This is a genomic window from Jeongeupia naejangsanensis (assembly GCF_016865585.1).
GTDB lineage: Bacteria > Pseudomonadota > Gammaproteobacteria > Burkholderiales > Chitinibacteraceae > Jeongeupia > Jeongeupia naejangsanensis.
Genome location: NZ_JAESND010000014.1, coordinates 15,908 through 37,130, shown reverse-complemented (window position 1 = coordinate 37,130; position 21,223 = coordinate 15,908). Strand labels below are relative to the sequence as shown.

The following is a 21,223-nucleotide window of genomic DNA, read 5'->3' as shown; positions in this document are numbered from 1 at the left end:
AGGTTACCCCATCCGCCGTCGGCGTCGTTCAAGGCATCGCCCAATTGTGGGGACGATGTCGCAGTTTATCCATCCCTAGTCGCTTGATGCGGTACTACTTGCGATCAGATCTTGCGATGAGCTGACAAATCGCAAAGGATTCTGTGCGATCTGCTTGTAGCGGATCTCGAAGTGCAGATGGGGGCCGGTGGAGCGGCCGGTGCTCCCCAGCAAGGCGATCGTTTGCCCGGCCGTTACGCTGTCGCCGGGCTGCACAAGAAGGCGGCTGGCATGGGCGTACCGGCTGGTCAGGCCGTAGCCGTGATCAAGCTCGACCATATTACCATACTGCGAATGGGCTGCCGCGTAGGCGACCTTGCCGGCTGCCGCCGCATGGATGGGCGTGCCGATTGGGCCGACGAAGTCGATGCCTTCGTGGAAAGTCTGTCTCCCGGTGAACGGATCGAGGCGCCAGCCGAAGCTCGACGACTGCAGGCCGCTCAGCATCGGCGCCCGCGTCGGCAGCGTGTCGCCGGCCGGTGCGGCAAGGCGCAGCTGCGCAAGCGAAAACTGGTCGAGGTAGGCATCGGCGCGGTTGTCGCTGTCGCCGAGCAGCCGGGACAGCTCGCCGGCGTCGAGTGGTGTGCCGAGCTGGGCCAGGCCGCCGCGTGGCGCCGGCTTGTCGGACAGGAAAGGGGTGACGTCGATGCCGGTGCGGCTGCCCAGCTGCTTGGCCAGACCGTCGAGCCGGGACAACTTGGCCTGAAGCTCGCCCAGGCGTACTGCCAGCGCATCGACGTTGGCGTGAACCGGTCGGGCCAGCGGCCAGCGGGGTTCGATCCGGTCGCTGCGGACGAGCGTCGTGATTCCGGCGCCCGCGAGCAGCCCCAGGCAGAGCACGCCGGCAAGCAGCGTGGCGAGTGCCGTCGGGCCGAGTGAAATTGCCCTCGCGAAGCGGCTGGAAACCAGAATAATATTCATATGTCCCCTGTTTAATCCGGAATGCCTATGTCTTTGTTCGGCCACTCGGGCTTTATCGGTAACGACCGGGAGCTGCTGCGGCTGGCGGCACGCATCAGTGAACTCAATCACTTGCTCGACGCGGTTCGGAGCCATGTTCCGCCCGAACTGGCGTCGTCGTGCGTCTCGGTCGCCTGGGGACCCAGCGAAACCCTGCTGATCGGTGTCCGCTCGTCCGCTGCCGCAGCACGCTTGCGCGTGGCGGCGCCGCAGCTTCGCGACGCACTCGGTGCCGCGGGATGGCACGCTAGCGCAATCCGCCCGAGGGTGCAAGTTGCGCTGCAGCAGGAAAAATCCAGAATCAACAAGGACTTGCGACTGTCGGACTCGGCGTGTTCGGCCTTCGAGCAGCTTGCTGAATCGCTCGAAGCCGGGCCGCTGCGGGATGCCGTGGCGACGCTTGTAGCACACCAGCATCAGCGCAAGGCGCGTTGAGCGCCGCCGGTCGCTGACCGTTGGATCGCAGGCGACGGGCAAAAAAAAACGGGCGCCTTGGTCGCGGCGCCCGATATCAGGGAGGAGATGAGCAAAATGCGCGTCGTCGCTAGACGTCCATCGCATAGGTGATCAGAGCGGCAGGACGGCGCCTAGTTCCCGATGCGACAAAAAAATGCGGCGAGCCCGACGGGCGGCAAGCATCGCGGCCGCGAACCGTTCATCCCCCCTTAAAGCAGTGGTGGCTATAATGCGCGCTCTTGCCGACCTGCACACAAGGGCATTGCCACCGTATGGATATCGTTCTGCTGCTCAAATCGCTGATCATGGGCGCCGTCGAAGGGATCACCGAGTTCCTGCCGATCTCGAGCACCGGCCACCTGATCCTGACCGGAGACCTGCTGGATTTCCTGTCCAAGGACAAGCGTGACGTCTACGAGATATTCATCCAGCTCGGCGCAATGCTGGCGGTGGTCTGGGAATACCGTGCCAAGATCGGCGCAACCCTGAGCGGTGCGGTACGGCCCGGTGCGGCACGCAATCTGGCGCTGGCCGTGGTGATCGGCTTCATTCCTGCGGCGATCATCGGTTTGCTGTTGAACAAGACGATCAAGGCGCATCTGTTCGCGCCGATCCCGGTTGCGACGGCCTTCATCGTCGGTGGCCTGATCATTCTGTGGGCCGAAAAGCGCCAGCATACTGTGCGTGTGCAGACGGTCGACGAGCTGAGCCTGAAAGATGCACTGCTGGTCGGTCTGGCCCAGTGTCTGGCGCTGATTCCGGGCACGAGCCGCTCCGGTGCCACGATCATCGGCGGCCTTTTCCTCGGCCTGTCGCGCAAGGCGGCGACCGAGTTCTCGTTCTTCCTCGGCATCCCCACGCTTGGCGCCGCGTCGATCTACAGCCTGCTCAAGTATCGCCATGCACTGGAGATGGCCGATTTCGGCGTGTTTGCCGTGGGCTTTTTCGCGTCGTTCGTGTTCGCCTTCATCGCCGTCCGCGCCCTGCTTCGCTTCATCTCGACACACACGTTCATCCCGTTCGCGTGGTACCGGATCGCGTTCGGCCTGCTGGTGCTGCTGACGTGGTACACCGGCATTGTCGACTGGACGGTCTGATTCGTCCGCACATGAAAAAAGCGCCCGGACGGGCGCTTTTTTTTCGTTTCGGATCGCTTACCAGAGCCACTGCACCGCCCGGTCGAGCAGCAGCGCACCAAACAGCCAGGTGAGGTAGGCGATCGAGAAACGGAACAGGCCGCGTGCCTGGGCGTCGCTTTGCGCCTCTTCGGCGCGATACAGCCGCCACGCACGCATGACGAAGCCGGCGCCGAGCCAGCACGCCGCAAGCAGGTAAAGCCAGCCCGACAGCCGGATCACGAATGGCAGCAGGGCGACCGCGAACAGGACCAGCGCATACAGCAGGATCGACAGCCGGGTGAAGGCCGCGCCGTGCGTGACCGGCAGCATCGGCAGGCCGGCACGGGCGTAATCATCTCGGCGGTACAGTGCCAGCGCCCAGAAGTGCGGGGGCGTCCAGGCATAGATGATCAGGAACAGCACGGCGGCTTCGGCCGGAATGGTACCGCTGACGGCGGCCCAGCCAAGGACCGGCGGCATGGCGCCGGCAGCACCTCCGATGACGATGTTTTGCGGTGTCGCCGGCTTGAGCCAGCGCGTGTAGACGATGGCGTAACCGAAGAAGGTTGCGAGCGTCAGCCCGGTGGTCAGCGGGTTGGCGAACTGCAGAAGCAGCCACAGGCCGCTGACGGTCAGCATCACTGCGTAAGCGGCGGCTTCCGGCTGGCCGAGGCTGCCGCGCACCAGCGGCCGCGCGGAAGTGCGCCGCATCACGGCATCGCGGTCCCGTTCAAACAGGCAGTTGGCCGCCGCGGCGCCCATGGCCACCAGGCCGATGCCGGCCAGCGACAGCAACAGCCGCGGCCAGTCGGCCTGAGAGGGCGCAGCCAGCAGGATGCCGACGGCCGCGCAGAAAACGATCAGCGCGACGACGCGCGGTTTGCCGAGCTGCCAGAAGTCAGCGAGAGAAGGAAAGGCGAGTGAACGGCTCAGCATGGCGGGCCTCCTGACGGCAACGGACGACAAGGGTGGTCAGTACGATCAACAGCAGTGCTGCGCCGCCGTTGTGGGCGACGGCCAGCGGTAGCGGCAAGCCGAACTCGACGTTGGCGACACCCAGCAGCACTTGCAGCAGCAGGGCCGACAACAGCAGCGCGGCATGCCGCGGGGCGATCCGCCAGCTGCGCCACAGCGTCAGCACGATGGCCAGGCTCAGCAGCAACGCGCCAAGCCGGTGCAGCCAGTGGATGGCGGCGAGATGATCGATCGACAGCGGCTGGCCGTCGGCACCAAGGCCCAGTGCGCGATCGGGCCGCAGCGCTTCCGCCAGACCGGGTGGTGGTGCAAAGCCGCCCTGACAGGCCGGGAAACCATTGCAGGCCAGCGCGGCATAGTTGCTCGAAACCCAGCCGCCGAGCGCGATTTGCGCGATGCAAAGCAGCAGGGCAGTCGTTGCGAGCAGGGTCAGTCCGCGTTGCGGTTGGAGCGGCGCAAGCGTGTCGCGCGCCGCCAGCGCCGCAAGCAGTGCCAGCAGGCTCATCCCGCCCAGCAGGTGTGCCGTCACGACGGCGGGCATCAGCTTCAGCGTGACCGTCCACATGCCGAGCAGTGCCTGGAACACCAGTACTGCCAGCGGCGCGAGCACCAGCCAGGCCGGCAGCGCGTGCTGGCGGCGCTGGCGCCAGAGCAGTGCACAGGTCAGCAGCAGCAGCAGGCCGTAGCCGCCCACAGCGTAGCGGTGGATCATTTCCTTCCAGCCCTTGCCCGGGTTGACATCACCACCGAAATGACGTTCGGCGTGGGCGATCTCGTGCGCGGCTTCGGGGGGCGTGATCCGGCCATAGCAACCGGGCCAGTCAGGGCAACCGAGTCCGGCATCGTGCAGCCGGACCCAGGCGCCGAGCATGATCAGCCCCAGCGTCCACAGCAGGCTGATAAGCAGCAGGACTCTGGTCAGGTTCAGGTGCTTTGCCATGTTTCCCTCCCGCCAAGGCCGCGATTCTGTTTGAGCAGCTTGCTGATTTCCTGCAAGGCCCGTTTGCGGCCTTCGACGTTGCCGAGCTGATCAGGCCGGTAGCGCAGCACCGCATTGCCGTTCGGATCGATCAGATACAGCCCGGCTTGCGCCAGCAGCGGGTGGTCGCCGAGTACGAGCGCGGATCGGCACGGCGCGGTCGTCGCTGTTTCAAGCCGTCGCGACGCTTCGCCCTGGGCCCTTTGCAGCTGGCCGGCAGAGAAAAGCAATGCCTGTGTCTGCTCGCCACATCCGTCGGCCCCCACGGCCGCCAGCCGCCAGCGGGCGGCGTTGCTGGCGACGGGTTTGGCGATCAGCTCGCCGAAGGTCCTGCCGCCGGCGGGGCGCCAGTGGTCGTAGGCAAGCTGGGCTGCAATGATCGGCAACGCGCTCAGTGCGAATAGCGCCAGCAGCACATGCCGGCCCCGTTGCTGGCGGTTTCCACGGTCTGGATTCATTTCGTCTCCTTGCGAAAACGCCAACACAGCGCCGCACCGGCCAGCGTCATGCCCCACCAGCTGGCCATGTAGGCGAAATGGCGCTCGGCATTGAGGTAAGGCCGGGGCAGGTCGACGATCAGCCCCGGTGACGCGACAGCGTAGGCGTAACCGACCGGACGGGAACCGCCACGCCAGCGTGCGTAGGCGTCGGGGTCGACGTGCTGGAAACGGTTGCCTTCAGGCAGGGTGGGACCGAGCGTGATGAAGCGTGGCCAGGGGGCCAGCTCGACGGTCGGAGTGGCTGACGGCAACGCAGGCATCGCGCGTCCTTCGGCGAGCCAGCCACGGTTGACCAGCAGGGTCTCGCCGTCGTTCAGCCTGTAAGGGGTAATGACTTCGACACCGGGTTGCCCCTGTCGCGAACGTGGTGCCAGAACGAAGGCATGCTCGGGTACCCAGTTTCCCTTCGGGAGGATTCGCGTCCCCACGGGAGGCAAAGCGCCGCCGGACCACGCTGCCGGAGCTTGGCGCTGGGCGTCGCTGGCCGCAGCAGCCAGCGCCAGTTTGGCCATTCCTCGCTGGCACTGCCACGCACCAAGCAGCAGCGTCAGCAGCACCAGCCCGCCAAGCATGGCCTGCGCCGCGCGGAAGCGCCGTGTGCTAACGTCAGTACACATCGTTGCCGAAGCCGGAGTATCCATGAAGCTGGTCGCCATCTTGCTGTTGCTCGTCATCGTGCTGTTGCTCGGTCGCGCCATGCTGCAGCTGGTTCGAGGCCCGGCGGGTTCGCCCAAGCTGGTGAGATCGCTGACATGGCGCGTGGCGTTGTCGATCGGCTTGTTTGGTCTGCTGCTGATCGGTTACTACTTCGGCTGGTGGCGGCCGAACGGCGCCTGATGCGCTACAGCCAGTAAACGAAAACGAACAGCAGCAGCCACACGACATCGACGAAGTGCCAGTACCACGCAGCGGCTTCGAAACCGAAATGGTGCTCGGTGCTGAAGTGGCCCCGCAGGACGCGAACCAGCATCGTCGCCAGCATGATCGTGCCGACCAGCACGTGCATGCCGTGAAAGCCGGTCAGCATGTAGAACGTCGCGCCATAGGCGCCCGACGCGAGCGTCAGCCCCATCTTTTCCCATGCATGGTGATACTCGTAGGCCTGCAGGCAAAGGAAGATCACGCCGAGCAGCACGGTCAGCGCCAGGCCGATTTTCAGCTGGGTGCGACGGTTCTCGACCATGCCCCAGTGCGCCCAAGTGAGCGTGACACCGGAGGTGAGCAGGATGGCGGTGTTGGTGGCCGGAATGCCGACGGCTGCCATCGCCTGATACGGCGCATCGAGCTTTGGCGCCGTCGCGGCAGGCCAGTCGGCGGCGAAGCCGGGCCACAGCAACTCGTGCGTTCCCGAGAAAAATCCGAGTTCGGGTACCGAGATCACCCGGGTGTAGAACAGTGCGCCGAAGAAGGCGGCAAAGAACATCACCTCGGAAAAGATGAACCAGCTCATTCCCCAGCGGAACGAATGGTCGACCTGCAGACCGTAGGAGTGCGCCTGCGATTCGCGGATGACGTCACCAAACCAGCCGAACAGCATCCACACGAGCACCAGCGTTCCTGCCAGCAGGGCCCAGTTGCCGCCGGGAACCCTGTTGATCCAGAACGCTGTGCCCAGGGCCATCAGGAACAGCGCCAGCGATCCGACGATGGGCCAGCGCGATGGCGCCGGCACGAAATAGTGCGCGTCGTGCACCCCGTTTTCGACGTTCATCCTCCACCTCCTTGGCTGCTGACCAGCACGCGGACCAGCAGCAGAATCAACAAAATCATCACCAGTGCGACGATCAGCGCCGTTGCAATCACGGTACCCGGTTTGAGCTTGGCCGACTCGGCGCCCTTGCGACCCCGGACACCGAAGAAACCGGCCAGTACCGCCTTGATCGCCGCTTTCATGCCGGCTGCAACGTATACGACAGCGTGGCGGCACCGAGCTCTTCGGGCAGCGCCTTCGCGACCAGCAGCACGACGGTGACGTCGCGTGTTTCGTGCGGCGCCAGCTTGAGTGCGTCGAAACAGAAGCATTCGAGCTTTTGCAGCAGCCCGGCGGCACGTACCGGCGCGAAACTCGGAATCGCGCGAATCGTCAGTGGCTGGTCGCCGGTGTTCGCGATACGGAAGCGCGCCTTGACGAGACCACCGGCCTTGGCGGCGACAACGCGGTCGAGCGTTTCGATCGTGACCGGCAGCCCATCGGCGACGTTGGTGTCAAACTCGAGCCGCAATGCGGTCGGAATCGCCGTGGCGAATTCGGGGCGTGCCCGGTCGAGACCGATGGCCCGGCACAGCACGTCGTAGAACGGTGCCAGCACGTAGCCGAAGCTGAACATGGCCAGCGCAACGAGCCCGAGGCGGATCGCCGTGCGACGGTTGGCGCCGTGCGCGACGGCGTTCATCCCGGCAACCCGTACATGAGCTGCCGGACGATCACGGCCACGAAGAAGGCCAGCGCTAGTGCGGCAAGCAGGAGGGCGGTACGGACGTTCTTACTCATGGTCCTGATCCAGCAATTGTGCACGCAGGCCTTTTTTCACCAGTGCCTCGTCGGGCGGCATTTCCCAAGTGTGGTGCGGTGCCGGCGACGCGACCTCCCATTCGAGCGTATGGGCGCCCTCCCATGGCCGTGCCGGCGCACGACCTGCGCCACCGCGGATCGTATTGATGACGTTGTAGAGGAAGAGCAACTGGCCGAGGCCGAAACAGAAAGCGCCAACGCTGGCGACGCTGTTGAAATCGGTGAACTGCAACGGATAGTCGGGGATGCGCCGCGGCATGCCGGCGAGGCCGAGGAAGTGCATCGGGAAGAAGGTGACGTTGAACCAGATCATCGACCACCAGAAATGCAGCTTGCCGAGCTTTTCGTTGTACATCTGGCCGGTCCATTTCGGCAGCCAGTAGTAGGTGGCACCGAACAGGCTGAACAGCGCGCCGGCGACCAGCACGTAGTGGAAGTGGGCGACGACGTAGTAGGTGTCGGTCATCTGGATGTCGATCGGCGCGATCGACAACACGAGGCCGGAAAAACCGCCGACGGTGAACAGGCAGACGAAGCCGATCGCGAACAGCATCGGCGTTTCGAACGTCATCTCGCCCTGCCACATTGTCGCGATCCAGTTGAACACCTTCACGCCGGTCGGCACCGCAATCAGCATGGTCATGAACATGAAGAACAGTTGCGCTGTTGCCGGCAGGCCGACGGCAAACATGTGGTGGGCCCAGACCATGAACGACAGGATGGCGATCGAGCACACCGCGTAGACCATCGACACGTAGCCGAACAGCGGCTTGCGCGCGAAGGTCGGCAGGATCTGGCTGACGATGCCGAATGCGGGCAGCGCCATGATGTAGACCTCGGGGTGGCCGAAGAACCAGAAGATGTGCTGGAACAGGACCGGATCGCCACCACCGGCGGCCTTGAAGAAGTGGGTGCCGAAGTGGCGGTCGGTCAGCAGCATCGTCACCGCGCCGGCGAGCACCGGGGCTACCGCAATCAGCAGGTAGGCGGTAACCAGCGATGTCCAGGCGAACATCGGCATCTTCAGCAGTGTCATGCCCGGTGCGCGCATGTTCAGCACCGTGGTGACGATGTTGATCGAGCCCATGATCGACGACAGCCCGAGCAGGTGGATGGCGAAGATCGCCAGATCCATGCCCATGCCGGCCTGGATCGACAGCGGCGGATACAGCGTCCAGCCGCCGGCGGGCGCACCGCCGGGCACGAACAGCGAAATCACCAGCAGCGCTGCCGCTGGCGGCAGCAGCCAGAAACTCCAGTTGTTCATCCGCGCGAACGCCATGTCGGGCGCGCCGAGCATCAGCGGCAGCATCCAGTTCGCCAGACCGGTGAACGCCGGCATGATTGCACCGAACACCATGATGATGCCGTGCAGCGTGGTCAGCTGGTTGAAGAACTCGGGATGCCAGAACTGCAGTCCCGGCTGGAACAGTTCGGCGCGGATGCCGAGTGCCATGGTGCCGCCGAGCATGAACATGCTGAATGAAAACCACAGGTACAGCGTGCCAATGTCCTTGTGATTGGTTGCGTACAGCCAGCGGCGCCAGCCGTGGGCATCCGCGTGTGCCTGGTGATCGGCGTGCTGCAGATGCAGCGTTTCGGTCGAGGCGGTCATTGCTCTCTCCATCTGGGTCACGGTGCGCCTACTTCCGGGCGAGCTTGACGTCCTTGGGCTGCAGGATGTCGCCGACGTGATTGAAGTGGTTGCGTTCGTAGGTGATCACCGCAGCGATCTCGGTATCCGACAGCCCCTGCCATGCCGGCATCGCGCTCTTGCCGTGAAGGACGATGCTCAGGTGGCCTTGTACCGGGCCGGTGGCGATCTTCGAATTCACCAGTGCCGGGAAGGGGCCGCTGCCCATGCCGTTCGCCTGATGGCAAGCCTGGCAGTTGGCTTCGTAAACTTTCTGGCCGCGCGCAACGAGGTCGGCCATGGCCCAGATCTTGTTCGGATCGTCGGCGGATGCCTTGGCGGCCGCCTGTTTCTGCGAGACGTAATCCTGGAATTTGGCTGCGCTGACGACCTTGACGACGATGGGCATGAAGCCGTGGTCCTGACCGCAGAGCTCCGAACACTGGCCGCGGAACGTGCCTTCGCGCTCGGCCTTGAACCAGGTGTCGCGGATGAAGCCGGGGATGGCGTCCTGCTTGACGCCGAAGGCCGGCATTGCCCATGAGTGAATGACGTCGTTGCTGGTGGTCAGGATGCGGACTTTCTGGCCGACCGGCACCACCAGCGGCTCGTCGACCTCGAGCAGGTAGTGCGGATCCTTGTCCTGGGCGTTGTCAATCTGTTTGCGTGGCGTGGCGAGCTTGCTCTTGTAGCCGAAGCCGTAATCGACGTAGTCGTAGCCCCAGAACCACTGGTAGCCGGTGGCCTTGATCGTGATCGTCGCGCCGCGGCTGTCCTTCTGTGCCAGCACGACCTTGGCCGCCGGCCACGCCATGACCGCAAGGATCAGCGCCGGAATCACTGTCCACAACACCTCGACGGTGGTGTTTTCGTGGAAGGGGCGTGCCTTGTGGCCGAGCGATTTCCGATGGCGGAACACCGCGTAGAACATCACGCCGAAGACCGCGACGAAGATCACGATGATGATCACCATGATCCAGGTGTGCAGATCGACGATGTCCTGTGCGATCAGCGTTTGTGGGGTCTGGAAGCTGATACGGCTGTCCGATGCCGCTACGCCGCGCAAGGCGAGTGAACAGGCCAGCGCGGCCAGGGTGCGCATTGCACGCATGTGTATCTCCGTGGCGGGTCCACACCGTTTGCAGGCCGTGAGGCTTGCCGGTGTATCGATGTTTGCTTTTCAACGTAGCAAAGAAAAACGCGGAGACAAGCAAGACAAGCGGTATGTACCGGCTCAAACGCGACCATTCATCGGTCCGGCTATCGTAGTCGCTGGCCGATGACTACATCGAGAAGTACCCGTGGAGAACTGCATCAAGCAGCAAGGAGGCCCATCATGGATATGCATCTGAATGGTCTGGACGACCATTTCGCGCTGCCGCACACCCGGAAAGTCGGGATGTTCCGCGCGTTTTCGTGGATTGCCCGCGGCTGGCAGGACTTGGCGGCGCACCCCTTGCCCAGCCTGGCGCACGGGCTGCTGATTACCTTGCTTGGCTGGGCGGTCCTGTCGCTCGCGTCGCAGTATGCCTACCTGTTCACGACATCGATCACCGGCTTCCTGCTGCTGGCGCCGCTCGGGGCGGCCGGGATTTACGAGCTCACCAGCGAGCGCGAGGACGGCAGGACGACTTCGTTTGCGCAGTCGATCCGCGACCTGATGAAGAACGCCAGCCAGCTGGCCTACTTCGGCGTGGTGCTGTTCATGATTGCGCTGGCGTGGGAACGGCTGTCGGCCATCCTGTTCGCGCTGTTCTACGGCGGTGAAGCGATCTCGCTGCACAACTTCTTCGGCGCGCTGCTCGGAGAATACGCAGGCTTCACCATTGCCTGGGTGGTTGGCGGTTTCCTGCTTGCCTGCTTGGTGTTTGCGCTGACGGCCGTGTCGATTCCGATGCTGGCCGATCGCGAGGTCGATACCGTGACGGCGATGATGACCAGTCTGCGTGTCGTGGCCGAGAACATCCCGGCCATGATGGTCTGGGCGGCGCTGATCGTGCTGCTGACGGCCATCGGTTTTGCGACCTATCTGGTCGGATTCGTCGTGCTGTTCCCGCTGCTGGGGCATGCGACATGGATTGCCTACAAGGACTTGGTCGAGTAACGGAAACGCATGGCGATCTGCCCTAGGGGCGGCGCGGTGTGTTGTCCGTCGACGAGAACGCCCCCGGAAACGGGGGTGTTTTGCGTTTGGGGCGGCCGATCGAAAGCAGGCTAAACGCCAAGCCGGTCGCGCAAGTCGTAGTACCACGCGCCGAGCGCGGTGAACGGAATCCGCAACAATCGTCCCCCCGGAAAAGGCAGGTGCGGCAGTTTCGCGAAGGCGTCGAAACGTGTTGCCTGACCCTGCAGCACTTCGGCCAGCAGGCGCCCGGCCAGGTGGGTGAAGGTGATGCCGTGGCCGCTGCAGCCTTGCGAGTAATAGATGTTGTGATCGATCCGGCCCATCTGCGGCATCCGCGAGAGCGTGAGCAGGAAATTGCCGGTCCATGCGTAGTCGATGCGGACATTGGCCAGTTGCGGAAACACCTTCAACAGCTTGGGGACGACGAGGGACTCGACGTGGGCCGGATCGCGCGCGCCGTAGATCACGCCGCCACCAAACAGCAGCCGTTTGTCGGCGCTGAGCCGGAAGTAGTCGAGCAGGTAATTGCAGTCCTCGACGCAGTAATCCTGCGGCAACAGCGTATCGGCCAGCGCACCGAGTGGCTCGGTCGCGATGACCTGGGTGCCGCACGGCATGGATCTGGCCGCCAGTTCCGGTACCAGCCCGCCAAGGTAAGCGTTGCCGGCAACGATGACGAAGCTGGCCGTCACCGAGCCGTGCGCCGTGTGGACCACCGGCCTGAAGCTGCGTTCGACCCGGATTGCCGGCGAATCCTCGAAGATGCGCCCGCCGAGCGATTCGAAGGCGGCAGCTTGGCCCAGCGCCAGATTCAGCGGGTGGATGTGTCCGCCGCTCAGGTCGAGCAGCGCACCGCAGTAGCGTTCGCTGGCGACGACCTCGCGGGTTTGGGCGCGATCGAGCAATTGCAGCCGGGTGTGGCCGTAACGCTGCCACAGCGCATGCTGTTTCTGCAGGTGGGCAAACTGGTTCGGCGTGATCGCGGCGAATACGCCGCCATCCTTGAGATCGCAGTCGATGCCGTAGCGCGCGATGCGCTCGCGGATGATGCGGCCGCCTTCGAAGGCCATGCTGCCGAGTGCGCGCGCAGTATCGACGCCATATCGGCTCTCGATGACATCAAGGTCGCGCGAGTATGAATTGACGATCTGGCCGCCATTGCGGCCGGATGCCCCCCAGCCGACGCGGGCGGTCTCGACGATGGCCACGCTGAAACCGGCTTCGGCCAGATGCAGCCCGGCCGACAGCCCGGTGTAGCCGGCGCCGATGATGCAGACGTCGACGTCGAGCGCGGTATCGAGCGCGGGCCGCAGCGGCTGTGGATGGGCGCTGGCGGCGTAGTACGACGGTGCGTGTGCGGTGGATGGTTCGCGTTTCACAACGTCCTCCCCATGCCTAGCCGTCGATGCCGCCGATGCACAGGTATTTCAGCTCGAGATAGTCGTCGATGCCGTATTTGGAGCCTTCGCGCCCGATGCCGGACTGCTTGACGCCGCCGAATGGCGCGACTTCGGACGAGATCAGCCCGGTATTGATGCCGACCATGCCGTACTCGAGCGCCTCGGCAACACGCCAGACCCGGCCGATGTCGCGGCTGTAGAAATAGCTGGCAAGGCCGAATTCGGTATCGTTGGCGAGGGCGATCAGCTCGTCCTCGGTCTCGAAGCAAAATAGCGCCGCCAGCGGGCCGAAGGTTTCCTCGCGCGCGACCTTCATCCTCGCGTTGGCGTGCTTGACGATGGTCGGCTCAAAAAAACCGTGGCCCAGCTCGTGGCGCCGGCCGCCGAGCACCAGCTCGCCGCCGTTGGCGAGCGCATCGGCGATGTGGTTCTCGACCTTGCGTACGGCTTTCTCGTCGATCAGTGGTCCTTGGTTTATGCCCGGCTCGACCCCGTTGCCGACCTTCAGTTTGGCGACGGCGATCGCGAGCTTGTCGGCGAAGGCATCGTAAACGCCGGTCTGGATGTAGAACCGGTTGGCGCAGACGCAGGTCTGCCCGGTGTTGCGGTATTTCGATGCGATGGCACCGTCGACGGCGGCGTCGAGGTCGGCGTCGTCGAACACGATGAAAGGCGCGTTGCCGCCCAGCTCCATTGATGTCTTCTTCACGGTCGCTGCGCATTGCGCCAGCAGGGCCTTGCCGGTCTCGGTCGAGCCGGTGAACGACAGCTTGGCGACCGTCGGATTGCCGGTGAGTTCGGAGCCAATTTCACTGGCTGCACCGGTGACGACGCTGAACAGCGCCGGTGGCAGGCCGGCGTCGAAGGCGAGCGCGGCCAGCGCCAGTGCCGAAAGCGGTGTCTGCGAAGCCGGCTTCACGATCATCGCGCAGCCGGCGGCCAGCGCCGGACCGGCCTTGCGCGCAATCATCGCGTTCGGGAAATTCCACGGCGTGATTGCGGCTGTGACGCCGATGGGCTGCCTGATCACGACGATGCGCTTGTCGGTGCCGTGCGCGGGAATCGTGTCGCCGTAGACGCGCTTGGCCTCCTCGGCAAACCATTCGATGTAGCTCGCGCCGTAGGCGATCTCGCCACGGGCTTCGGCCAGCGGTTTGCCCTGCTCGGAGGTAAGGATGGCGGCGAGGTCGTCCTGGTTGGCGAGCAGCAGCTCGTACCAGCGGCGCAGTACCGCTGCACGCTCCTTGGCGGTGCGGCGTTGCCAGCCGCGCATTTCGGCTTTTGCCGCGTCGATGGCCCGGCGGGTTTCCGCTGCGCCCATTCTGGGCACCGTGGCGATCGTCTCGCCGGTAGCCGGGTTGGTGACGGCGATGGTTTCGCCGCTGTCGGCGTCGATCCACTCGCCGGCGACCGGACATTGCCGGCGCAGCAGGGCCGGGTTTTTCAGTTGCAGCATCTTAGGGTCCTGTCTGATCTGGGCCGGGCTAGGCCGGGTGATTCTAACGGCTGTGCCGGGCGGTTTCGCGCATTGCCTGTTCGAGCATGCCGAGCGCTTCGTCGAGCACGGTGTCCTCGATCGTCAGCGGGCAGAGAAAGCGCACGACGTTGCCGTCGCTGCCGCAGCTCAGCAGGATCAGGCCGAGTTCGAGCGCCCGGCCCCTGAGCGCGGTGACGAAAGCCGGTGCCGGCTGGCCGTTTTCGTAGAACTCGACGGCGACCATCGCGCCGATGCCGCGGATCTCGGCGATCTGCGGTACGTCGTCACGCAATGCGGCGAGCCGGACGGTGATCCGCTCGCCGATGATGCTGGCGCGTTCGCACAGGTGCTCGTCGTCGATCACGTCGAGCACTGCCAGTGCGGCGGCGATACCGATCGGGCTGCCGCCGTAGGTGCCGCCCAGCCCGCCCGGCGCGGGCGCGTCCATGATCTCGGCGCGGCCGCAGACCCCGGCCAGCGGAAAGCCGCCGGCGAGCGACTTGGCCATCGTGAACAGGTCGGCTTCGACGTCGTAATGCGCCATCGCGAACAGCTTGCCGGTGCGGCCGAAGCCGGTCTGGATTTCGTCAGCGACCAGCACGATGCCGTGTTCGTCACAGATGCGCCGGAGCGCGCGCATGAATCCAGCCGGCGCCGGATTGAAGCCGCCTTCGCCCTGCACCGGTTCGACGATGATCGCTGCGACCCGGTTCGGATCGATCGAGGTTTTGAACAGGCTGGCGAGCCCGGCCAGTGCATCGTCGACGCTGATGCCGCGCAGCGGATTCGGAAACGGCGCGTGGTAGACGTCGGCCGGGTAGGGGCCGAAGCCGAGCTTGTACGGCGCGACCTTGCCGGTCAGCGCCAGCCCCAGCAGCGTGCGGCCGTGAAAGGCACCGGCGAAGGCAATCACGCCGGGGCGGCCGGTATGCGCGCGGGCGATCTTGATGCAGTTTTCGACCGCTTCGGCACCGGTGGTGACGAAGAAGGTCTTGGTCGGCGCAGCGATCGGTACTCGCGCATTGAGGCGCTCGGCCAGCTCGACATAGCCCGGATACGGCGCAACCTGGTAGCAGCTGTGCGAGAAGCGCGCGAGTTGTGCGGCAACCGCTGCTTCTACCCTCGGATGCAGGTGGCCGGTATTGAGCACGCCGATGCCGCCGGCGAAGTCGATGTAGCGTCGGCCGTCGACGTCCCACAGCTCGGCATTGCGCGCGCGCGCCGCGAACACCGGCGTGGCAATGCCGACGCCGCGCGGCGTGGCGGCGATCCGGCGGGCATTCCAGTCGGGCGTGTCCATGGCGGCTCCGGTTCAGACGTGCAACAGCAGGTGGCGGCGTTCCCACGGGCTGATGACGCGGGCGTACTCGTGGTACTCGGCCTGTTTGACCGCGCAGAAGGCCTTGATGAACGGTTCGCCCAGCACGTCCGAAACAGCGGGGCAGTCGCCGAGGACCTGGATCGCATCGTCGAGGCCGTGCGGAAACGCGAACGGCAGGCCGTAGGCATTGCCGGTCAGCGGATCGGTGGGTACCAGCTGTTCGACGATGCCGAGATAGGCCGCCGCCAGCGTGCCGGCGAGCGCGAGGTAGGGATTGCAGTCGACGCCGGGCAGCCGGTTTTCGATCCGTCGTGCTGCCGGTGCCGAATGCGGCACGCGGATGCCGCAGGTGCGGTTGTCGAAGCCCCATTGCACGTTGATCGGCGCGGCGGTGTGCCGTACCAGACGGCGATAGCTGTTCACGTAGGGCGCGAACAGCGCGATCAGTTTGGGGAAGTACTTCTGCATGCCGCCGATGCTCTGGTGGAACAGCGTGCTCGGCTGGCCGTCGTCGTCCGAGAACACGTTCCTGCCGGTGGCCTTGTCGATGACGCTCATGTGGATGTGCATTGCCGAGCCCGGCTCGCTTTCCATCGGCTTGGCCATGAAGGTCGCATACATGTTGTGGCGGATCGCTGCTTCGCGCACGGTGCGCTTGAACAGGAAGACCTGGTCGGCCAGATCGAGCGCGTTGCCGTGCAGGAAGTTGATCTCCATCTGGCAGGCACCGACTTCGTGGATCAGCGTGTCGATCTGCAGGTGCTGGGCATCGCAATAGTCGTAGACGTCCTCGAACAGGTCGTCGTACTCGTTGACCGCATCGATCGAATACGCCTTGCGGCCGGTTTCGGGGCGTCCGGTGCGGCCGACCGGCGGCTGCAGCGGCACGTCCGGATCGCGGTTGACGTCGACGATGTAGAACTCCATCTCCGGTGCCACCACCGGCTCCCAGCCGCGGGCCTCGTAGAGCCTGAGCACGTTGCGCAGCACGTGGCGCGGCGAGATCGGGACGGGGCTGCCGTCGTGGTAATAGCAGTCGTGGATCACCTGCGCGACCGGGTCCTTGGCCCACGGCACGAGGCGGATGCTGCTCGGGTCGGGCAGCAGGACCATGTCCGGATCGGTGTCCGGGATGATGTGCTCGGCGTATTCGCCGGTCACCGTCTGCACCAGTACCACCTGCGGCAGGCGCATGCCTTCGTCTTCGCTGAATTTCTCGCGCGGCACGATCTTGCCGCGGGCGATGCCGGTGAAGTCCGGCGTGATGCATTCGACCTCGGTGATCCGGTATTCGCGCAGCCAGTCGCTCAGTACGCTCATGCTTGCCTCCGGGGCTCGATGTGTCTGGAAGCGCGCGCATGTTGGGTGCAGGCCGTGCCGAAGGCGGCGAACAGGGCCTGCGACAGCGGGTTCTCCCAGTATTTCCACTCCGGGTGCCATTGCACCGCAAGCGCGAAACCCCGGGTGTCGGCAACGCGGAATGCCTCGATCAGGCCGTCGGGCGCATGGGCCTCGGCGACGAGGCCGCTCCCGAGCGTGGCGATGCCCTGCTTGTGCAGCGAATTGACGCGGGCCGAGGTCCGGCCGAACAGCGCGTGCAGCATGCCGCCCTCGACCAGTGCCACCTCGTGGGCCGGGCCGTAACGCTCGTCCAGATTGCCGCTCGGCTCGCGATGGTCGAGCAGGCCGGGTTGCGCATGAACGGCCTGATGCAGGCTGCCGCCGAAGGCGACATTCATTTCCTGGAAGCCGCGACAGATGCCGAGCACCGGTACGCCGGCGTCGACGGCCGAACGGATGAGCGGCAGCGTCGTCGCGTCGCGCCGGGCATCGTTGAAATCGCCCTCGACCGGCTGGCCGCCGTAATGGTGCGGTTCGATGTTGGACGGGCTGCCGGTCAGCAAAAGACCGTCGACATGGGCGAGGATCTCCCCGGCCGCGATCGTGTCGCCGAGTGCCGGAATCAGCAGCGGCAGACCGCCGGCGCCTTTCGCGGCTTCGACGTACTTTTCGGTGACGAGGTGGAAGAACTGGGTGTCGTTGAGCCACCAGCGACAGCAGGGAATGCCAATGACGGGCAGGGCCATGATCTGTACGGCCGGCAACAACGTCCGGCGCGCCTCGATTTGAAATCGCAAGGAGGCGTCTCCGTACCGATCGCTGCGGAGACGCTGCAATTCCAGTCTAGGAAACGTAAAAAATATTTGACAAGGTCTGGTGGCGATCATTTGATGAAGACTGGGGATGCAGGTGCGTGGGGTGGCGGCTGATCGCTGCAATGCACCAGAAACCGCCACATGCTCCGCCACGCGTCGGGCGGCAACCGGGTGACGGTCTTGCCGCATTGCACTTGGGTGTTGATTATTTTTGATGCCGGAGGCGTCATGGACGTGGGCGAGCGCCTCAAACTGGTGCGCGGTCGGCAGGGCCTGTCGCAACGCGAGCTGGCCAAGCGCGCCGGCGTGACCAATGCGACGATCTCGCTGATCGAACAGAACCGCGTCAGCCCGTCGATCAGCTCGCTGAAGAAAGTGCTCGAAGGCCTGCCGATGTCGCTGGCCGAGTTCTTCACCTTCGAGCTGCCCGCTGCGGCGCCGAGTTATGTCTACCGCTGCGCCGACCAGCCCGACCTTGGCGGCCCCGGCGTACAGATGCGGCTGATCGGTTCGGGCCAGCCCGACCGCCAGATCAGCCTGCTGCGCGAGCGTTACGAACCGGGCGCCGACACCGGCGCGGGCATGCTGCTGCATCAGGGGCAGGAGTGCGGCGTCGTCGTGTGCGGTGAAGTCGAGCTGACTGTCGATGGCCAGATCCACATGCTGCAAGCCGGTGACGGCTACTATTTCCCCAGTGCCCTGCCGCACCGTTTCCGCAATCCGGGTGACGAAGCGGCCGAAGTCATCAGTGCCAATTCACCCCCCAGCTTCTGAATCGTTGCCCAGACCGGAGGTCGGCATGACCGGATTCACCCATCGCGACTGGCAGGATCGTGCCGCCGCACTGAAGATCGAGGGCCGTGCCTTCATCGACGGTGTCCATGTCGATGCTGCGCGCCACTTCGACACCGCCAATCCGGCAACCCGCCAGGTGCTGGCGCAGGTGGCCGATTGCCGCGAGGCCGAGATCGATGCCGCCGTCGCCGCGGCAAGGCGGGCGTTCGGTGATGGCCGCTGGGCCGGGATGGCGCCGGCCGCGCGCAAGGGGGTGCTGCTGCGCTTTGCCGCGCTGTTGCGCGAACACGCCGACGAACTGGCGCTGCTCGAGAGTCTGGATACCGGCAAGCCGGTCCGCCACGCACTGGGTGTCGATGTCGCCGCTGCGGCCTATGCGGTGCAGTGGTGCGCCGAGGCGATCGACAAGATCGGGGGCGAGGTTCCGCCGCTGGCGGGCAATCTGCTCGGACTGGTCACGCGCGAGCCGGTCGGCGTCGTTGCGGCGGTGGTGCCGTGGAATTTCCCCTTGCTGATGGCGAGCTGGAAGTTCGCTCCGGCGCTGGCCACCGGCAATTCGGTCATCCTCAAGCCGTCGGAGAAATCGCCGCTTTCCGCCATCCGCATCGCCGCGCTGGCCCGGCAGGCGGGTGTGCCCGACGGCGTCTTCAACGTCGTTCCCGGCGGTGGCGACGCCGGCCGGCTGCTGGCGCTGCATCCGGATGTCGACTGCATCAGCTTTACCGGCTCGACTGCCACCGGCAGGCAGATCATGCAGTGCGCGGCGCAATCCAACCTGAAACGGGTCTGGCTGGAGCTGGGCGGAAAATCGCCGAACATCATCCTGGCCGATTACCCCGATCTCGGCGCGGCGGCGCGTGCGGCTGCAGACGGCGTGTTCTTCAATCAGGGTGAAATGTGTTCGGCCGGCTCGCGCGTGCTCGTCCAGCGCAGCATCTACCCGGCCTTCGTCGATGCCTTGCGCGAGGCCAGTCGCGGCTACGTACCCGGAGACCCGCTCGATCCGGCAACGCAGATGGGCGCCATCGTCGACGAGCTTCAGTACCGGCGGGTGCTGGATTTCATCGCCGCAGCGCGGCGCGAATCGACGCTGATCGCCGGTGGCGAGGCTGTGCATGCCGGGACCGGTTACTTCATCGAGCCGACGATTTTCGCGGCCGAACCCGCGCACCGGATCGCGCGCGAGGAGGTCTTCGGCCCGGTGTGTTCGGTCATCGTGTTCGACACGCTCGACGAAGCGATCGCGATCGCCAACGACAGCGACTACGGACTGGCGGCGGCGGTCTGGACGCGCGACCTGAGCACGGCGCATCTCGCTGCCCGGCGGCTGCGCGCAGGCACGGTCTGGGTCAATTGCTACGAGGAGGGCGGCGACCAGAACCTGCCGTTCGGTGGCTACAAGCAGTCGGGCAACGGTCGAGACAAATCGCTGCATGCGCTGGAGAAGTACACCGAACTCAAGTCGACGCTGATCAAGCTGCATGATTGAGCCACGAACACGGTGGCCTGCGCACTGCATGCCTTACTGACGCAGCCCCGGCTGGCGACGTTGCCAATCAGGACGATGGAACATTTTTTGCTAAAGCCGTTGACAGCAACGAAGTGCTGAAATATACTGGCTTCTCTGTCGCGGGATGGAGCAGTTGGCAGCTCGTCGGGCTCATAACCCGAAGGTCACAGGTTCGAGTCCTGTTCCCGCAACCAGAAATACTCGACAAAAAGCCCAAGCGAACGCTTGGGCTTTTTGCATTTCCGCGTTCGGTGACACGCGGAGCCCATGCCAAGCATGGGCCCCTGATGCCGCTAGCCCTGCCTTGGCAGCACCCAGTCCGGGCGCGGGAAGTGGCAGGTGTAACCGTTCGGGAAGCGCTCGAGGTAGTCCTGGTGCTCGGGCTCGGCTTCCCAGAAGTCGCCGGCCTGCGCGACTTCGGTGACGACCTTGTCCGGCCACAGGTTCGAGGCGTCGACATCGGCGATCGTGCGCAGCGCCTCGCTGCGCTGGGCGTCGTCGACGTAGAAGATCGCCGAGCGATACGACGTACCGCGGTCGTTGCCTTGCCGGTTCGGCGTGCTCGGATCGTGGATCTGGAAGAAGAATTCGAGCAGCCGGCGATAGCTGATCTTTTCCGGATCGAAGACGATCTCGATCGCTTCGGCATGGCTGCCGTGGTTGCGATAGGTGGCGTTGGCAACCTCGCCGCCGCTGTAGCCGACCCGCGTCGACAGCACGCCCGGCAGCTTGCGGATCAGGTCCTGCATGCCCCAGAAGCAGCCACCGGCCAGAATGGCACGTTCGCTCATCAGATGTCCTCCACTTGGTCGAGATAGTCGCCGTAGCCCTGCGCCACCATGTCCTCGCGCGGGACGAAGCGCAGCGAGGCCGAGTTGATGCAGTAGCGCAAACCGCCGCGATCGCGCGGGCCGTCCTCGAACACGTGGCCGAGGTGGCTGTCGCCGTGGGCCGAACGCACCTCGGTACGGATCATGCCGTGCGTGGTATCGCGCAGTTCGGTGACGTTGGCGATCGGTCGGGTGAAGCTGGGCCAGCCGCAGCCGGATTCGAACTTGTCGCTCGAGGCGAACAGCGGTTCACCCGACACCACGTCGACGTAAATGCCCGCTTCGTGGTTGTGCAGGTACTCGCCACTGCCCGGCCGCTCGGTGCCGCTTTGCTGGGTGACGCGGAATTGCTCCGGCGTCAGTCGCGCCAGCGCTTCCGGGGTCTTGCGGTAGTCGGTCATGTCTTTCTCCAGTGGTCGCCGATCGATCGCCTCATT

The 21,223-nt window shown here is 65.0% G+C and carries 23 protein-coding genes, 1 tRNA gene and 1 pseudogene; 7 read left to right on the top strand and 18 right to left on the bottom strand.

All coding sequences use genetic code 11. The features are described from left to right. Positions 1 to 75: 75 nt before the first annotated feature. Complete coding sequence (locus JMJ54_RS18340) at positions 76 to 960, bottom strand: M23 family metallopeptidase (RefSeq protein WP_203539984.1); 885 nt, start codon at positions 958 to 960, stop codon at positions 76 to 78. Positions 961 to 987: 27 nt separating this feature from the next. On the opposite strand from JMJ54_RS18340, the gene JMJ54_RS18335 reads away from it, so the two are divergent. Continuing rightward, positions 988 to 1,434 (top strand): DciA family protein, encoded by a 447-nt coding sequence (locus JMJ54_RS18335; protein WP_203539983.1) that lies wholly within the window; start codon positions 988 to 990, stop codon positions 1,432 to 1,434. A 293-nt stretch (positions 1,435 to 1,727) separates the two neighbouring features. Further along, entirely contained in the window at positions 1,728 to 2,552 is an 825-nt protein-coding gene (locus tag JMJ54_RS18330) for an undecaprenyl-diphosphate phosphatase (RefSeq protein ID WP_203539982.1), read from the top strand. 57 nt (positions 2,553 to 2,609) lie between these two features. Here JMJ54_RS18330 and cyoE read toward each other — a convergent pair whose 3' ends face one another. The 4 genes from cyoE to JMJ54_RS18310 are packed head-to-tail and all read right to left on the bottom strand — an operon-like array spanning position 2,610 to position 5,644. Beyond that, positions 2,610 to 3,509: a heme o synthase gene (cyoE, locus tag JMJ54_RS18325; protein WP_203539981.1), complete on the bottom strand. Its 900-nt coding sequence runs from the start codon at positions 3,507 to 3,509 to the stop codon at positions 2,610 to 2,612. Continuing rightward, positions 3,472 to 4,488, bottom strand: a complete 1,017-nt coding sequence (locus tag JMJ54_RS18320; RefSeq protein ID WP_203539980.1) for a COX15/CtaA family protein — start codon at positions 4,486 to 4,488, stop codon at positions 3,472 to 3,474. Before JMJ54_RS18320 ends, cyoE begins: the two co-directional genes overlap by 38 nt. After that, a complete protein-coding gene (locus JMJ54_RS18315) occupies positions 4,473 to 4,985 on the bottom strand; it encodes a hypothetical protein (protein ID WP_203539979.1) in 513 nt (170 codons plus the stop codon). The genes JMJ54_RS18320 and JMJ54_RS18315 overlap by 16 nt, the downstream gene beginning before the upstream one ends. Further along, entirely contained in the window at positions 4,982 to 5,644 is a 663-nt protein-coding gene (locus JMJ54_RS18310; RefSeq protein WP_203539978.1) for an SURF1 family protein, read from the bottom strand. Before JMJ54_RS18310 ends, JMJ54_RS18315 begins: the two co-directional genes overlap by 4 nt. 22 nt (positions 5,645 to 5,666) lie before the next feature. On the opposite strand from JMJ54_RS18310, the gene JMJ54_RS18305 reads away from it, so the two are divergent. Further along, on the top strand, positions 5,667 to 5,864 hold the full coding sequence (locus tag JMJ54_RS18305; RefSeq protein WP_203539977.1) for a DUF2909 domain-containing protein: 198 nt from the start codon (positions 5,667 to 5,669) through the stop codon (positions 5,862 to 5,864). A 4-nt stretch (positions 5,865 to 5,868) separates the two neighbouring features. Here the strand turns inward: JMJ54_RS18305 and JMJ54_RS18300 are convergent, their stop codons facing one another. Genes JMJ54_RS18300 through coxB form a run of 6 tightly spaced genes read right to left on the bottom strand, consistent with a single transcriptional unit; the run spans position 5,869 to position 10,283 of the window. Further along, positions 5,869 to 6,738 carry a cytochrome c oxidase subunit 3 gene (locus JMJ54_RS18300; protein WP_203539976.1) on the bottom strand — a complete coding sequence of 290 codons (870 nt, stop codon included), beginning with the start codon at positions 6,736 to 6,738 and terminating at the stop codon, positions 5,869 to 5,871. Next, positions 6,735 to 6,920, bottom strand: a complete 186-nt coding sequence (locus JMJ54_RS18295) for a DUF2970 domain-containing protein (protein ID WP_203539975.1) — start codon at positions 6,918 to 6,920, stop codon at positions 6,735 to 6,737. Before JMJ54_RS18295 ends, JMJ54_RS18300 begins: the two co-directional genes overlap by 4 nt. Next, entirely contained in the window at positions 6,917 to 7,420 is a 504-nt protein-coding gene (locus tag JMJ54_RS18290; protein WP_203539974.1) for a cytochrome c oxidase assembly protein, read from the bottom strand. Before JMJ54_RS18290 ends, JMJ54_RS18295 begins: the two co-directional genes overlap by 4 nt. Continuing rightward, positions 7,417 to 7,518 carry a cytochrome oxidase small assembly protein gene (locus JMJ54_RS19315; RefSeq protein ID WP_239000197.1) on the bottom strand — a complete coding sequence of 34 codons (102 nt, stop codon included), beginning with the start codon at positions 7,516 to 7,518 and terminating at the stop codon, positions 7,417 to 7,419. Before JMJ54_RS19315 ends, JMJ54_RS18290 begins: the two co-directional genes overlap by 4 nt. Beyond that, complete coding sequence (gene ctaD / locus JMJ54_RS18285) at positions 7,511 to 9,154, bottom strand: cytochrome c oxidase subunit I (protein WP_203539973.1); 1,644 nt, start codon at positions 9,152 to 9,154, stop codon at positions 7,511 to 7,513. The genes JMJ54_RS19315 and ctaD overlap by 8 nt, the downstream gene beginning before the upstream one ends. Positions 9,155 to 9,182: 28 nt before the next feature. Beyond that, positions 9,183 to 10,283 carry a cytochrome c oxidase subunit II gene (coxB, locus tag JMJ54_RS18280; RefSeq protein ID WP_239000196.1) on the bottom strand — a complete coding sequence of 367 codons (1,101 nt, stop codon included), beginning with the start codon at positions 10,281 to 10,283 and terminating at the stop codon, positions 9,183 to 9,185. 225 nt (positions 10,284 to 10,508) lie between these two features. On the opposite strand from coxB, the gene JMJ54_RS18275 reads away from it, so the two are divergent. Next, complete coding sequence (locus JMJ54_RS18275; protein WP_203539972.1) at positions 10,509 to 11,276, top strand: DUF2189 domain-containing protein; 768 nt, start codon at positions 10,509 to 10,511, stop codon at positions 11,274 to 11,276. Positions 11,277 to 11,386: 110 nt separating this feature from the next. Here the strand turns inward: JMJ54_RS18275 and JMJ54_RS18270 are convergent, their stop codons facing one another. Genes JMJ54_RS18270 through JMJ54_RS18250 form a run of 5 tightly spaced genes read right to left on the bottom strand, consistent with a single transcriptional unit; the run spans position 11,387 to position 17,582 of the window. Then, positions 11,387 to 12,676, bottom strand: coding sequence for an NAD(P)/FAD-dependent oxidoreductase (locus JMJ54_RS18270; protein ID WP_203539971.1), 1,290 nt, complete (start codon positions 12,674 to 12,676; stop codon positions 11,387 to 11,389). A 16-nt stretch (positions 12,677 to 12,692) separates the two neighbouring features. Continuing rightward, positions 12,693 to 14,153, bottom strand: a complete 1,461-nt coding sequence (locus JMJ54_RS18265) for a succinate-semialdehyde dehydrogenase (RefSeq protein WP_239000195.1) — start codon at positions 14,151 to 14,153, stop codon at positions 12,693 to 12,695. Positions 14,154 to 14,196: 43 nt separating this feature from the next. Then, positions 14,197 to 15,474: a 4-aminobutyrate--2-oxoglutarate transaminase gene (gene gabT, locus JMJ54_RS18260; RefSeq protein WP_203539970.1), complete on the bottom strand. Its 1,278-nt coding sequence runs from the start codon at positions 15,472 to 15,474 to the stop codon at positions 14,197 to 14,199. A 12-nt stretch (positions 15,475 to 15,486) separates the two neighbouring features. Further along, positions 15,487 to 16,815 carry a glutamine synthetase family protein gene (locus JMJ54_RS18255; protein ID WP_203539969.1) on the bottom strand — a complete coding sequence of 443 codons (1,329 nt, stop codon included), beginning with the start codon at positions 16,813 to 16,815 and terminating at the stop codon, positions 15,487 to 15,489. Beyond that, positions 16,812 to 17,582 (bottom strand): gamma-glutamyl-gamma-aminobutyrate hydrolase family protein, encoded by a 771-nt coding sequence (locus JMJ54_RS18250; RefSeq protein ID WP_203539987.1) that lies wholly within the window; start codon positions 17,580 to 17,582, stop codon positions 16,812 to 16,814. Before JMJ54_RS18250 ends, JMJ54_RS18255 begins: the two co-directional genes overlap by 4 nt. Positions 17,583 to 17,879: 297 nt before the next feature. Between JMJ54_RS18250 and JMJ54_RS18245 the strand changes: the two genes are divergently transcribed. The 3 genes from JMJ54_RS18245 (at position 17,880) to JMJ54_RS18235 (ending at position 20,150) form a co-directional block, all read left to right on the top strand. Further along, positions 17,880 to 18,425 (top strand): cupin domain-containing protein, encoded by a 546-nt coding sequence (locus tag JMJ54_RS18245; protein ID WP_203539968.1) that lies wholly within the window; start codon positions 17,880 to 17,882, stop codon positions 18,423 to 18,425. Between the two features lie 25 nt (positions 18,426 to 18,450). Continuing rightward, a complete protein-coding gene (locus tag JMJ54_RS18240) occupies positions 18,451 to 19,935 on the top strand; it encodes an aldehyde dehydrogenase family protein (RefSeq protein ID WP_203539967.1) in 1,485 nt (494 codons plus the stop codon). A gap of 139 nt (positions 19,936 to 20,074) precedes the next feature. Beyond that, a tRNA-Met gene (locus tag JMJ54_RS18235) sits at positions 20,075 to 20,150 on the top strand. Positions 20,151 to 20,249: 99 nt separating this feature from the next. Here the strand turns inward: JMJ54_RS18235 and msrA are convergent. Further along, positions 20,250 to 20,747, bottom strand: a complete 498-nt coding sequence (msrA, locus tag JMJ54_RS18230) for a peptide-methionine (S)-S-oxide reductase MsrA (protein ID WP_203539966.1) — start codon at positions 20,745 to 20,747, stop codon at positions 20,250 to 20,252. Continuing rightward, positions 20,747 to 21,190, bottom strand: a pseudogene (gene msrB, locus JMJ54_RS18225) (peptide-methionine (R)-S-oxide reductase MsrB); the annotation flags it as partial. The pseudogene msrB and the gene msrA, both read right to left, overlap by 1 nt. Positions 21,191 to 21,223: the final 33 nt, after the last annotated feature.